This window comes from Pseudonocardia sp. ICBG601, from assembly GCF_020496245.1.
In genome coordinates this window covers 16,884-28,636 of sequence record NZ_JAHLJA010000231.1, presented here as the reverse complement: position 1 = coordinate 28,636, position 11,753 = coordinate 16,884, and the positions used below count along the sequence as shown (strand labels likewise).

The 11,753-nt window shown below is 73.8% G+C and carries 16 protein-coding genes; 6 read left to right on the top strand and 10 right to left on the bottom strand.

Annotation, left to right across the window (positions count from 1 at the left end):
• The coding region (locus KPL57_RS62780) for a 3-deoxy-7-phosphoheptulonate synthase (protein WP_226359170.1) at positions 1 to 636 on the top strand (636 nt) is incomplete at its 5' end.
• Positions 637 to 1,113: 477 nt separating this feature from the next.
• On the opposite strand, the gene KPL57_RS62775 is transcribed toward KPL57_RS62780, so the two are convergent.
• Positions 1,114 to 1,602, bottom strand: coding sequence for a GNAT family N-acetyltransferase (locus tag KPL57_RS62775; protein ID WP_226359169.1), 489 nt, complete (start codon positions 1,600 to 1,602; stop codon positions 1,114 to 1,116).
• Positions 1,596 to 2,087: a GNAT family N-acetyltransferase gene (locus tag KPL57_RS62770; RefSeq protein ID WP_226359168.1), complete on the bottom strand. Its 492-nt coding sequence runs from the start codon at positions 2,085 to 2,087 to the stop codon at positions 1,596 to 1,598. The genes KPL57_RS62775 and KPL57_RS62770 overlap by 7 nt, the downstream gene beginning before the upstream one ends.
• A gap of 140 nt (positions 2,088 to 2,227) precedes the next feature.
• Here KPL57_RS62770 and KPL57_RS62765 point away from each other — a divergent pair, with 140 nt between their 5' ends.
• A complete protein-coding gene (locus KPL57_RS62765; protein ID WP_226359167.1) occupies positions 2,228 to 2,383 on the top strand; it encodes a hypothetical protein in 156 nt (51 codons plus the stop codon).
• A gap of 70 nt (positions 2,384 to 2,453) precedes the next feature.
• Positions 2,454 to 3,011 carry a TetR/AcrR family transcriptional regulator gene (locus KPL57_RS62760; RefSeq protein ID WP_043276927.1) on the top strand — a complete coding sequence of 186 codons (558 nt, stop codon included), beginning with the start codon at positions 2,454 to 2,456 and terminating at the stop codon, positions 3,009 to 3,011.
• Positions 3,012 to 3,099: 88 nt separating this feature from the next.
• Here the strand turns inward: KPL57_RS62760 and KPL57_RS62755 are convergent, their stop codons facing one another.
• On the bottom strand, positions 3,100 to 3,729 hold the full coding sequence (locus KPL57_RS62755) for a hypothetical protein (RefSeq protein WP_226359166.1): 630 nt from the start codon (positions 3,727 to 3,729) through the stop codon (positions 3,100 to 3,102).
• A gap of 693 nt (positions 3,730 to 4,422) precedes the next feature.
• On the opposite strand from KPL57_RS62755, the gene KPL57_RS62750 reads away from it, so the two are divergent.
• Both KPL57_RS62750 and KPL57_RS62745 read left to right on the top strand, forming a co-directional pair.
• On the top strand, positions 4,423 to 5,784 hold the full coding sequence (locus KPL57_RS62750) for a GNAT family N-acetyltransferase (protein ID WP_226359165.1): 1,362 nt from the start codon (positions 4,423 to 4,425) through the stop codon (positions 5,782 to 5,784).
• A gap of 37 nt (positions 5,785 to 5,821) precedes the next feature.
• Positions 5,822 to 6,655 (top strand): MarR family transcriptional regulator, encoded by an 834-nt coding sequence (locus tag KPL57_RS62745; RefSeq protein WP_226359164.1) that lies wholly within the window; start codon positions 5,822 to 5,824, stop codon positions 6,653 to 6,655.
• A 7-nt stretch (positions 6,656 to 6,662) separates the two neighbouring features.
• On the opposite strand, the gene KPL57_RS62740 is transcribed toward KPL57_RS62745, so the two are convergent.
• Positions 6,663 to 7,223 carry a TetR/AcrR family transcriptional regulator gene (locus tag KPL57_RS62740; RefSeq protein WP_226359163.1) on the bottom strand — a complete coding sequence of 187 codons (561 nt, stop codon included), beginning with the start codon at positions 7,221 to 7,223 and terminating at the stop codon, positions 6,663 to 6,665.
• 90 nt (positions 7,224 to 7,313) lie between these two features.
• Between KPL57_RS62740 and KPL57_RS62735 the strand changes: the two genes are divergently transcribed.
• Complete coding sequence (locus KPL57_RS62735; protein WP_226359162.1) at positions 7,314 to 7,775, top strand: nuclear transport factor 2 family protein; 462 nt, start codon at positions 7,314 to 7,316, stop codon at positions 7,773 to 7,775.
• A 6-nt stretch (positions 7,776 to 7,781) separates the two neighbouring features.
• Here KPL57_RS62735 and KPL57_RS62730 read toward each other — a convergent pair whose 3' ends face one another.
• The 6 genes from KPL57_RS62730 to ychF all read right to left on the bottom strand — a co-directional run bounded on the left by KPL57_RS62730 (position 7,782) and on the right by ychF (position 11,734).
• Positions 7,782 to 8,219 (bottom strand): BLUF domain-containing protein, encoded by a 438-nt coding sequence (locus tag KPL57_RS62730; RefSeq protein WP_226359161.1) that lies wholly within the window; start codon positions 8,217 to 8,219, stop codon positions 7,782 to 7,784.
• A 156-nt stretch (positions 8,220 to 8,375) separates the two neighbouring features.
• Complete coding sequence (locus KPL57_RS62725) at positions 8,376 to 8,705, bottom strand: hypothetical protein (RefSeq protein WP_198932129.1); 330 nt, start codon at positions 8,703 to 8,705, stop codon at positions 8,376 to 8,378.
• A 64-nt stretch (positions 8,706 to 8,769) separates the two neighbouring features.
• Positions 8,770 to 9,219 (bottom strand): hypothetical protein, encoded by a 450-nt coding sequence (locus tag KPL57_RS62720; protein WP_226359160.1) that lies wholly within the window; start codon positions 9,217 to 9,219, stop codon positions 8,770 to 8,772.
• Between the two features lie 135 nt (positions 9,220 to 9,354).
• On the bottom strand, positions 9,355 to 9,756 hold the full coding sequence (locus KPL57_RS62715) for a VOC family protein (protein WP_226359159.1): 402 nt from the start codon (positions 9,754 to 9,756) through the stop codon (positions 9,355 to 9,357).
• Between the two features lie 105 nt (positions 9,757 to 9,861).
• Positions 9,862 to 10,629, bottom strand: coding sequence for an aminoglycoside phosphotransferase family protein (locus KPL57_RS62710; protein ID WP_226359158.1), 768 nt, complete (start codon positions 10,627 to 10,629; stop codon positions 9,862 to 9,864).
• Between the two features lie 31 nt (positions 10,630 to 10,660).
• Entirely contained in the window at positions 10,661 to 11,734 is a 1,074-nt protein-coding gene (gene ychF / locus KPL57_RS62705) for a redox-regulated ATPase YchF (protein ID WP_075308229.1), read from the bottom strand.
• Positions 11,735 to 11,753 lie beyond the last annotated feature (19 nt).

Below are 11,753 nucleotides of genomic sequence, written 5' to 3'. Positions count from 1 at the left end.
CTGCCGGTCGGCTGCGAGTTCCTCGACCCGATCACCCCGCAGTACATCGCCGACGTGGTCACCTGGGGCTCGATCGGTGCCCGCACCGCGGAGAGCCAGGTGCACCGCCAGCTGGTCAGCGGCCTGTCGATGCCGGTCGGGATCAAGAACGCCACCGACGGCGACATCCGCGCGGCGATCGACGGAATGCGGGCGGCCGCGGCGTCGCACGTGTTCATGGGGGTCAACGCCGACGGGCTCGCCGGCCTGGTCACCACCATCGGCAACCCGGACACCCACGTCATCCTCCGCGGCGGTGCCACCCCGAACTACTCGGCCTCCGACGTCACCGCGACCGCCGACGCCCTGCGCGCGGCGGGCCTGCCGGAGCGGATCGTCGTCGACGCCAGCCACGGCAACAGCGGCAAGGACCACGTGCGGCAGGCCGGCGTCGTCACCGAGCTGGCCGAGCGGATCGCGGGCGGCGAGCGCGCGGTGACCGGGCTGATGATGGAGAGCTTCCTGGAGGCGGGACGCCAGGAGCTGGGCCCGGACATGGTCCGCGGCCGCTCGGTGACCGACGCCTGCATGTCCTGGCCCACCACCGACGAGCTGTTGGGCACGCTCGCCGACGCCGTGCGCCGCGGCCGCCGCTGAGCCCGGGCCGCTCACCCCGGGCCGTCCAGCCGGTCGAGGACCCGACGGCGCAGCAGCTCGTACTGCGCGCGGCAACGGCGCGGCGGGCCTGTCGGCCGCACGACCACCCGGGGCGGGTGGACCGTCTCGCCGGGCCGAACTGGTCCCGGGTCAGGTCCACCTCGGCGCCGCCGGGCAGCCGGTTCCACCAGTGGTAGCCCTGCAGCGTGCCGTCGGCGTGCCACACCTCGGCGAGCAGCAGGTCACCGCCGAACAGGTCGTGCAGGACCAGTGCGGTCGCCCCGCACTGGCCCCGCGACGGACGGTCCGGCGTCCAGGCGCCGACGTCCGCGACGTCGCAGGTGTCGCGGCTCCAGGAGGCGCGCAGCGCGGCCACCACCCGCGACGGGACGGGTGGCGAGGCCGGGGGCGACGGCGGGGCGGTGGTCATGGCTCCGACGCTACGAGCGACCCCCGACAGTTCCGCGTCGCCGCAGCTCAGCGGTCCGGCAGGCCGAGGTGCCGGGCCATCAGGACGTCGTCGACGGCGACCCCGTCGACCACGAACTCGGCGCGCAGCACGCCCTCCTCGACGAAGCCGCAGCGGCGGTACAGCTCCCGGGCCCGGGTGTTCGGACCGAGGACCCGTAGCGTGACCTTGCGGCCGCCGGTGCCACGGGCCCGGGCCACCGCGGCGTCCACCAGCGCGCGGCCGACGCCGCGACCGGCGTGACCGGGGTGCACCGCCAGACCCCCGATGTAGTGGACGTGGTCGTGCGCCGGGACGGCGGGCGGCGCGGGCCCGACGATCACGTACCCGACCACGGCGCCGTCGTCGTCGGCGACGAGCACGTCCCCGACCGGGGTCCGGTCGAGGAACGGTTCGGGCCGCGGCGGGGCGGGGCTGACCTCGGCCGTCCAGGTCAGGGCATCGATCCGGGTCAGCTCGGGGTCGTCGGCGGGCGCCGCGGGCCGGACGGTCAGCACCGCGAGACCGGACGGCCGACGGGCCGGTCCATCCGGGTCTCGCTGATGCCGTCGGGGCGCTCGACGACGCCCCGGTCGACGAACCCGAGCCGCCGGTAGAACGCCGCGGCGCGGTCGTTGCCGACCACCACGTGCAGCGCCAGCGTCCGCGCGCCCCACACGGCGGCGCGGTCGAGGACCGCGTCGACGAGCGCGGTCGCGGCATCGCCCCCGCGCGCGTGCGGGGCGACCCACAGGGCGATGAGGTCGGCGACCCCGTCGTCGTCCGGCGGGACGGCCACGACCTGCCCGGCGGGTCGGCCGCCGACCTCGACCACCAGGTACCGACCGGGCGCGGCCAGCCGGTCGCGCCATTCCTGCTCGCCCGCGCCGAGCCAGTCGGTGAGCCGGCTGTGGAACGCGTCGGGGGCCTCGGCCAGGGCGGCGAGGCGCAGGTCGCGCCAGGTCTCCCAGTCGTCGGGGCCCAGCTCCCGGACGGTGATCACGCATGGCCTCCCGGACGGACGGAGGCGCCGAACCTAGCAGCGCCCCGGAGCGCTCCCGCCGCCCGTCCGGCGATCGTCGATCCTGATGAGCCTGGTCCGCACGGCGCAACATCGACCCGCCGTCCGGCGAGAGGACCGGCATGACCGCGCCGCACCGCCGTACCCGTCCCGCCGGGCCCCGCCTGCTGCTGGCCGGGGCCGTCCTCGTGATCGCCCTGTTCGGGACCGTGGTCGCCGGGCCCGCCTCCGCCGGCACGGACTGCTCCGCAGCCTGGACCGCGGCCGGATGTCCCTGATCCCGCCCGGCGGGCGACGCGATGCCGGGTCGCCGCAACCGGGTGTCACCCGTTCGGCAGAATGGTGAGCGTGGATCCCCGGGCGGTGCGCACGCGACGGCGTCTCCAGGACGCGCTGCTCGCGCTGGCCAGGGAGCGCTCCCTCGAGTCGATCACGATCGCGGACGTCGCGGAGCACGCGTCGGTGAACCGCAGCAGCTTCTACCAGCACTACACCGACAAGGAGATGTTGCTGGCCGACGCGCTCGCCAACCGGGCGGCGGACGCCGGGGCGGACCTGTCGGACCTGTCGATCGACGACATCGGGCCCGAGCCGCCGGCGGCGCTGCTGCGCTGGTTCCACCACCTCGCGGAGCACGCGCCGTTGTACCGGCAGGCGCTCGGCGGTGCCGCGGCGCCGGACGCGGCGGCCGGGATGCGCCGGCGGATGCAGTCGGTCGTCGCCGACACGACGGTGGGGCTCGGCGTCTCCGAGGACGCGTTCGGCATGCCGCTGGACGTGTTCGCCGCCGGCCTGACCTGGACGCTGCTCGGCGTCGCGGCGAGCTGGCTGGAACGCGATCCGCTGCCCCCACCCGAGGTCGCCGCCGGGTGGGCGTGGCGGATGCTGGTCCGCCGGGACTTCTGAGCTCCGCTCGGAGGAACCGGTCGGCCGTACCGCCCGGGCCGGGTCAAGCGGCCCGGGCGGTACGCGCCTCACGGGTGTCCCGCGGCGCTCAGCCCTGCACGATGCCGGAGTTGCCCTGGTCGACCGTGGTGGTCGACTGCGACACCGGGCCGCCGGACAGCAGGCCGCCGATGTTGATCGACGGGTTGACGGTGGCCGCGATGTCGATCAGGCCGCCGCGCTGCGAGGCGTGCCCGCCACCGCCGTGCTTGCCGCCGGACTGCAGGATCCCGCTGTTGGAGTCGTCGACGGTGGTGGTCGACTGCTGCACCGGGCCGGAGTTCAGGATGCCGCCGATGTTGGCCGACGGGCTGACGTCCAGACCCAGCCCGACCAGGTCGTCGACCTGCACGGCGTCGCCCGCGCCGCAGCCGCTCTGCACGATGCCGGAGTTGGACCGGTCGAGCTTGGTGGTCTGCTGGGAGACCGCACCCTGGTTCAGGATGCCGCCGACGTTCAGCTGCGGGTCGACCGCGGCGTCGAGGCCGAGCAAACCGCCCTTCTGGTACGCCGAGGACGGCGCGCAGTCGCGACCCTTGTCGTGGTGCTTGCCGCCGTCGCCGTAGTCACCGGCGAAGGCCATGCCGGCCGAGCCCAGGACCAGCGGGACGGACAGGGCGCCGGCGGCGGCGATCCGCCGGGCGTTGCGACGGGCGGGAGTCGTCTCGGGGGCGTTCATGGCACTCCTTCTGTGGCGATGTGATCCGGCCGTCCTACTGACACTCCGCCACTGGCCGGTGCCGCAGAACGTACGGAGCCTGATCCCTCAAGCGAGAGCACCCCCTCGTTCGGGCGGCGTTATGTCCGTTTCGCTGCACCCGAACCGACCGCTCGCCGCCGACCAGCTACACACAGTGCTATCCGCCAGGTGTCGTTTAGCTACTCTCCGTACAGAATCGGCAGCTCGCCGATCGTTACGGAAAGCGTCCTGGAAGTGGCATGAATCACAGATGTGCAACGAGGAGGGCGAACGAGCGTCTCTAGCTCCCGGAGTCGCCGCCCGGACCGGGCGGACACCTCGAGATACCCGCATCCACCTGCAGGAATGGGCCGGACGGCGGGACGGGACTCGACCGTTCGTCGCGCGGGGAACGGGTGCGGGGTGTGTATCGATCGCCGAACGGCGGCCCGGAACGGGACTGGACAGCGCTTCGCACCAGACTGTCGCGGGGCGGCCGGCTCCCTCAGGATGGTCAACGACGTGGTCCGTCCGGAGTAACGCTGTCGGGGTGGATCCACACCCGGACGGGTTGTCCGGGGGACGACGTCGCCCCCGGAGCCAGGGTCGTTGTCGGCGGGGACCGGCGGCGCCCGGCCGTCGTGGGCCGGAAACCCGGTGTCGCGCGGGACGGACGACCGCGATTCTGGGCGGGTGCACATCGGACTGCGGCGCCTCGACGAGCCCCTGCTGGCGGCGTTGTGCGACACGGCGGCCGCCGGGGCGGACCCGCTCGAGGTGATGCCGCCGGCGCCCGGTCCGCCGGGGTGGACGGTGCGGCGGCGCGCGGCGTTCGTCGCGTTCCACCGGGAGCGGTCGGTCGCGGCGCCGAGGCCGGTCGAACGGACCTGGGCGGTCGTCGTCGACGGGGAGGTGGCCGGGGCGGCGCGGCTGGAACCGGTCGACGGCGGGGAGGAGGCCGGGATCTGGCTGGCCCGGCCGTGGCGGGGCCGCGGCGTCGGTGCCACCGTGCTGCGGATGCTCGTGGAACGCGCCCACGGACCGGTCGTCGCGGAGACCATCGCGGACAACGGCGCGGCGGTCGCGGTGCTGCGCGGACTCGGGGCGTGCGTGACCGTCGAGGGCGACGCCGTGCACGCCCGGTGGGGCCGGGCCGACGGGCGGCCGGGCAGCGACGCGGGCAGGGCGGTCCTCGCCGCGGGCCGACGGCACTCGGCCGGGCTGCGGGCCGACGGGACCGTCGTCGCGGTCGGGGACGGCCGCGCGGGTGAGTGCGCCGTCGACGGCTGGACCGGTGTCGTCGCCGTCGCGGTGGGGAACGTCCACACCGCCCGCAACACCGGCCGCTCCCACACCGTCGGGCTGCGCGCCGACGGCACGGTCCTGGCCACCGGCCGCGACAACGACGGCGAGTGCGCCGTCGGCGGCTGGCGTGGGGTCGTCGCGGTCGCCGCGGGCTGGCGTCGCACGCTGGGGCTGTGCGCCGAGGGCACCGTGCTCGCCGTCGGCCGCGCCGCCGAGGGCGCGTGCGCGGTGGCCGGGTGGCGCGGGATCCGAGCCCTGAGCTGCGGCGACTGGCACTCCGTCGGCGTGTGTGACGACGGCACCGCGGTCGCGACCGGCAACGACCGGTACGGCCAGTGCGCGGTCGACCGATGGCACGACCTGGTCGCGGTGTCCGCCGGATACCTGCACACCGTGGGGCTGCGCGCCGACGGCACGGTCGTATCGACCGGTCGAGGCGGCGGCGACGTCGCGGGGTGGCACGACGTCACCGCCGTGTCCGCGGGCAGCGGTCACACGGTGGGACTGCTCGCGGACGGGACGGTCGTCGCCGCCGGGGACGACGACCTCGGGCAGTGCGCCGTCGGGACCTGGCGGGACGTGGTGGCCGTCGCCGCCGGATCGGCGCACACGCTCGGGCTGCGGGCCGACGGGACCGTCGTCGCCGCGGGCGACCGCACCGGCGGCCGCTGCGACGTCGACGGCTGGACCCTCGCCGTCGGCACACCGGGATCGAGCGGCGGCCGGTGCTCACCACCCGGGCCCGGGTGACCGCTCAGTTCCCGACGCCCGCCGGGTCGTACCGGTCATGTCCGCTGCACACACCGCCCGCCGCATGTTCGAGCTGCTCGAGCCGATCTGCCTGGCCACCTACCTCGCCGACGAGCCGAACGAGGAGCTGGCCGCACTCGGCCACCGCACCTACTGGGACGGCTACTTCGCGAGCCGCGCCGCGCCGCTGGGCCGGGTCCCGGCCGAGGTCGTGCACGCGGCGTTCTACAGCTTCGCCGACGGCGAGGCCGCCCGGCACATCCCGAGCGCCTGGGCGACGGCCCCGCCGGAGGAGTCCTTCGCCGCGTGGCGACGGGGAAGCGTCGCGGCGCTGCGCCGGATCCTCGGCGCCGAGGTGTCCGACTCCCCCGGCGTGGCCCGCGCCGCCGACCTGCTCACCACCGCCTCGACGGGCGCGCCCGTCGAGGGCCGGGTGATGTACGCCGGGATGCGCGCCCTGGAGGTCCCCGCCGACCCGCTGACCCGGTTGTGGCAGTCCGCGACGACGCTGCGCGAGCACCGCGGCGACGGGCACGTGACCGCCCTGCTCGCCGAGCGGGTCGGGGGCACCGAGGCCCATCTGCTGTCCGCGCTGGACATGGGCATCCACCCGCCGGAGACGTTCGGGCGCGTGCACCACCTGCCGGCGGCCCGGCTGGCCGAGGTCATGGCCGGGCTGCGGCGACGCGGCCTGATCGACGACGACGGGTGGCTCACCGACCCGGGCCGGGAGGTCAAGGCACGCGTGGAGGCGCTGACCGACGAGCTCGCCGCACCGCCGTACGCGGTCCTGGCCGACGCGGAGCTCGACGAGCTGGTCGCGGAGCTGGAGCCGCTGTCCACGGTGATGACGGCGGCCTGGTCGCAGTGACCGTCGGTCAGAGCAGCAGTGCCGCCACCGCCGCCCGCGCCTGCCGCGCCGGCTCCGGGCTACCGCCGATCGCCGCGGTCACCATCGCCCCCTCCGCGAGCAGGCAGACCGGCTCGACGGGGTCCACCCCGGCCGCCGACGCCCACTCCCCGAGTTCCCGGTGGAACAGCTCCTTGTGCCTGCGCACCTCACGCAGCACCGGCACCGAGGTACTGCCGAGCTCGCCGTAGGCGTTGATCCAGGCGCAGCCGCGGAACCCCGGCCGGGCGAACCACTCCCCCAGCCAGTCGAAGGCGGCGAGGAGCCGCTGCCGCGGGTCCTCGACCCGGGTCACGTACGCCGCCAGGTCGGCGCGCCACCGCTCGTCGCGCCGGCGGAGCACCGCGACGACGAGGTCCTCCTTGGTGGCGAAGTCCCGGTAGATCCGCTTGAGCGGGAGCCCCGACGCCGACCTGACCTGGTCCATCCCGACGGCCCGGATGCCGCGCTCGTAGAACAGCAGCTCCGCCGCCTCCAGCAGGCCGTCCCGGTCGAGACGGGCCTGTTCCTCGGTGATGGCCGCAGGCACCGATGACCTCCTTGACATCGAGAACGGTCGTTCCCTACGTTACCGGAACGCATCGAGAACGATGGTTCTCGACCCATCGAGGAGGCAGCCGTGGCCGAAGGCCGTCCGCCCTACCCGCCGTTCACGTCGGAGACCGCGCGACAGAAGGTGCAGGCCGCCGAGGACGCCTGGAACACCCGTGACCCGGAGCGGGTCGCGGGCGCGTACACACCGGACTCGGTGTGGCGCAACCGCGACACCTTCGCCACCGGCCGGCAGGAGATCGTCGAGCTGCTGACCGCGAAGTGGCAGCGCGAGCAGGACTACGCGCTGCGCAAGAGCCTGTGGGCGTTCGACGACAACCGCATCGCCGTCCGGTTCCAGTACGAGTCCCGCGACGCCGACGGCCAGTGGTGGCGCAGCTACGGCAACGAGCTGTGGGAGTTCGACGAGCTGGGGCTCATGCGGCGGCGGGAGCCCAGCATCAACGACGTCCCGATCACCGAGGCGGAGCGGCGGATCCACGGCCCGCGCCCCGACTCCGAGCGGGGTGTCGACATCCCGCAGCAGTGAGCGACGTCAGACCGTGTCCGCGCCGATGGTGTTCCGCATCCGGGTGAGCAGATCCTGCTGCTCCCGCCCGGGCTGGTCCGGCGCCGCGGGCCGGATGCGGCCGTCGACGTCGTGCAGCGGGATGTCCGAGCGCCCGATCGCGGAGATCCGGGCCATCGACCAGCGGGAGAACACCCGGGAGTCCACCGTCGTCGACTCGAGGACCGACACGTCGGTGTGCCGGTCGTCTGCCTCGATCTTCTCGAACAGCCCGGTGACCACTGCCTCGTCGCCCTCCAGGGTCTGGACGAACCAGTTGTCCGAGATCAGCAGCGCACCGGTCACGCCGGCCTTCTTGTTCTTCGAGCGGGCCACGTCGAAGATCTCGGCGAGGACCTCGTCGCGGCGGTCGCTGGGCACGGTGCTGTGGCTGCGGTAGATCAGCCTGTGGACCTGCTCGGCCATGTGGTTCCCCCGTGTCGGTCGGGCCGCCTCACCGGAGACGGGCGCGGAACCGTCACGGACCCGGATCCCGGGTGATCGTCACGGCCGACCCGACGGTAGTGGCGTACGACACACTCCGACGTCGCGATATGAGACAACCTGTCGGAAGATCGGTCGCTACCGGGCCCCGTCGAACCGGACGTCCACCCGGACCTGTCGTCCGTCCCGCACCGCCACACCGTGGCCCGGCCGTTCCTCGCCGTCGACCCGGACCCGCAGCGGTGCGCCCTCGCCGGTGAAGTTGCGCCACCAGTTCTTCCGGTCCGGCAGCTCGACACGGATGACGCCGCCGTCGCCGGCGGGCTGGAAGGCCACGGGGAGCCGGAACTCCGTGCCGGATCGGCGTCCGTGGTAGCTGATCTCCGTCAACGGACCGAGCCTGCCCGAGCGCGCGAGGGGCGCGACGACGGTGTTGACGACCCGGGCCATGCGCTGGAGGAGGTTCACGCTCCGCCAGCGTAGCCGCGGGCGGCCGGCGCCGCCCGTGTCGCGACGGGGCGGTCAGAGCAGGTCAGCAGTCGCTCCGGGGCACCAGGCCCCGCTCGCACAGGTACTGCATCTGGGTCTCGCCGCTGGTCGGCGCCCGACCCGCGGACGTACCCGGGTCGAGGTACCCCTGGTAGGCGGAGCACGACGGGTCGAACCGGCCGGCCGCCATCGCCCGCTCCGCGCAGTCGGCACCGGAGGTCGTCGCCCTGCTCCGCTCGGCCTCCCGCGCCTCGGCCGCCGCAGCCCGGTCCATCGCCCGGCGGGCCGCGGTGATCGCGCCGTCCACCGCCGCGCCCGGCACGGACGCCGCCGGACCGACGCGGAGCAGAACACCGGTGGCGGGTGCGAACCGGGCGGACACCGGAGCGACCGCGGGTTCCGGGACGGTGCTCGGCTCGGCCCCGGACGCCGCGGCGCACGCACTGGTGGCGAACACGGCGGCGACGACGGCTGCCACGGCGAAGCGGCCCATGCCCATCGTCGTTCCCCCAGCCGGTCACACCGGCCCCGCTCGCCGAGGCCTCGCGCACAGTGTCGTGGCTGGCGCGACGACGGTCAGTGTGGGCGCCGGATCGTCACCCCTTCTGATGAGCGGGGACGCAGGTGGTCAGGCTGTTCGCTGGTCATGGAACTGCTCGAACATGACTTCGTAACCGTCCGGGTCGGCCCCGTAGAAGATCCTCGCCCAGCCGGTGTCCTCTCGTTCGAGCGTGATCGGCAGGCCGTGAGAGGTCCACAGCCGGTACATCTCGTCGAGGACGGTCGTAGGAATCGCGATGACGACACCGGCGCCACGAGGCCCCTGTTGCGCAGCCAGGGCGCTCTCCCGTGAGTGGAACCCGTGAGCGTGGAGGTCGCTGAGGATCAGCCAGGTGTGCCCGAACGTCAGGTACCGCAGGTTCGGTTGTTCGTGGTTGGGGATCTCGCGGAAGCCTGCTGCGCGGTACAGCTCGGTGGATCGGGCGAGATCGGAGACGCGCAGGCCGATCTTGAGCTGGCGTGTGCTCATCGTGCCGAGGCTCCCCTGCTCTCGCCGGCTGGATGCCTCAGCCTCTCAGCTGACGGTGGGCATGAGCACGTAGCAGAGTGTTGCGATGCGGTCGAGCGGCGATGATCAGACGGCCGCTGCGTCGGCCACCGTCACCCAGGCGGCCGCGCGATCGGCGTCGACACCGGCCGATCGGGCGATACTCCGACCGAGGAGGTGAGCCGTCTCCAGGTCGTCGTAGCTGAGTTTCAGAGCGAGCACGGCGACGTCGTAGGCGGCCTCGCCGTTCATCCCGCGCGGGCCGATGAACCACAGCCGACCGCGGCCGTGGAGGACGTGGGGCGGTGAGAGGTCGGCGTGGCACAGTCCGGCCGGCATGTCGGTGGCGAGCTGGTCGAGAACCACGTCGGCGGCCGGATCGGTGAGCCGTGCCCGGAGCCACGGGACGATGCTCGGCGCCGAGGGCACGCCGTCCTCGTCGGCGAGGGTGCGCAGCATCGTGGCTGCGCCCTCGAGGTCGCGCGGCCGCGGCTCCCGCTCGGCGAACGATGCCCCGGGCTCGACCGCGTCCAGTGCGGTCCACGTGCTCGTGGGCGTGTTCCGCAGGAGATGGACCGCAGGCGCCAGACCAGCACGCGAGAGCTGCTCCAGCACCGCGGCCTGGTGAACGGCGTCCGGGTCGGGGCTCGACCGCAGGACCACCCGAGCACCGGCGCTGGTCGTCGCCTCCACCACGTGGGCCGACCCGGCGGCGAACGTCGTGCCGGTCGGTGTGACCGAGAGTGCGGCGCAGACCTCGGCCAGCTCGACGGGGAGCGCCTCGATCCAGGCGGGTGCGCGGTCGGGCCATCGCGCGTGTACGGCTCGGGCGAGGTCGGGATGCAGCGGGGTCACGGGCGCAGTGCGGTGGCGACGGCGGGCCGGGTCAGACGTTGAAGCGGAACTCGACCACGTCGCCGTCGTGCATGACGTAGTCCTTCCCCTCCATCCGCACCTTCCCCGCGGCCTTCGCGGCGTTCATCGACCCCGCGGCGACCAGGTCGTCGAAGGAGACGATCTCGGCCTTGATGAAGCCCCGCTCGAAGTCGGTGTGGATGACCCCGGCCGCCTGCGGCGCGGTGGCGCCCTGCGGGATCGTCCAGGCCCGCGACTCCTTGGGCCCGGCGGTCAGGTAGGTCTGCAGCCCGAGGGTGGCGAACCCGGCGCGGGCCAGCTGGGCCAGTCCCGGCTCGTCCTGCCCGATCGACTCCAGCAGCTCGGCGGCGGACTCGTCGTCGAGCTCCAGCAGCTCGGCCTCGACCTTGGCGTCGAGGAACACGGCCCGGGCGGGGGCGACCAGCTCGGTGAGCTCCTTGCGCCGGGCGTCGTCGGTGAGGACGGCCTCGTCGGCGTTGAAGACGTAGAGGAACGGCTTCGTCGTGAGCAGCGTCAGCTCGCGCAGCAGCTCGGTGTCGGCCTCGGCCTGGAACAGCGTCCTGCCCTCGTTGAGGATCGCGACGGCGGCGTTCGCGGCGTCGAGGACCGGCTTGCGGTCCTTCTGCGTGCGGGCCTCCTTCTCCAGCCGCGGCACCGCCTTCTCCAGCGTCTGGAGGTCGGCCAGGACCAGCTCGGTCGCGATCGTCTCGATGTCGCTCGCGGCGTCGATGCGGCCGTCGACGTGCACCACGTCCGGGTCGTCGAAGACGCGGACGACCTGGCAGATCGCGTCGGACTCGCGGATGTTCGCGAGGAACTTGTTGCCCAGGCCCGCGCCCTCGGACGCGCCCTTGACGATGCCGGCGATGTCGACGAACGACACCGTCGCCGGGATGATCTTCTCCGACGAGAAGATCTCGGCCAGCTTCCCCAGGCGCTCGTCGGGGAGCGGGACGACGCCGACGTTGGGCTCGATCGTCGCGAACGGGTAGTTCGCGGCGAGCACGTCGTTGCGGGTCAGCGCGTTGAACAGGGTCGACTTGCCGACGTTGGGCAGGCCGACGATGCCGAGGGTGAGGGACACGGACGACCAGGGTAGTCGG

What these genes read in the sequence shown, in the direction of transcription:
- KPL57_RS62765 (WP_226359167.1), top strand. Translation starts at nt 2,228, where the DNA reads ATGACCGCGCCGCACCGCCGTACCCGTCCCGCCGGGCCCCGCCTGCTG.
- KPL57_RS62755 (WP_226359166.1), bottom strand. Translation starts at nt 3,729, where the DNA reads ATGAACGCCCCCGAGACGACTCCCGCCCGTCGCAACGCCCGGCGGATC.
- KPL57_RS62745 (WP_226359164.1), top strand. Translation starts at nt 5,822, where the DNA reads ATGTCCGCTGCACACACCGCCCGCCGCATGTTCGAGCTGCTCGAGCCG.
- KPL57_RS62730 (WP_226359161.1), bottom strand. Translation starts at nt 8,219, where the DNA reads ATGGCCGAGCAGGTCCACAGGCTGATCTACCGCAGCCACAGCACCGTG.
- KPL57_RS62720 (WP_226359160.1), bottom strand. Translation starts at nt 9,219, where the DNA reads ATGGGCCGCTTCGCCGTGGCAGCCGTCGTCGCCGCCGTGTTCGCCACC.
- KPL57_RS62715 (WP_226359159.1), bottom strand. Translation starts at nt 9,756, where the DNA reads ATGAGCACACGCCAGCTCAAGATCGGCCTGCGCGTCTCCGATCTCGCC.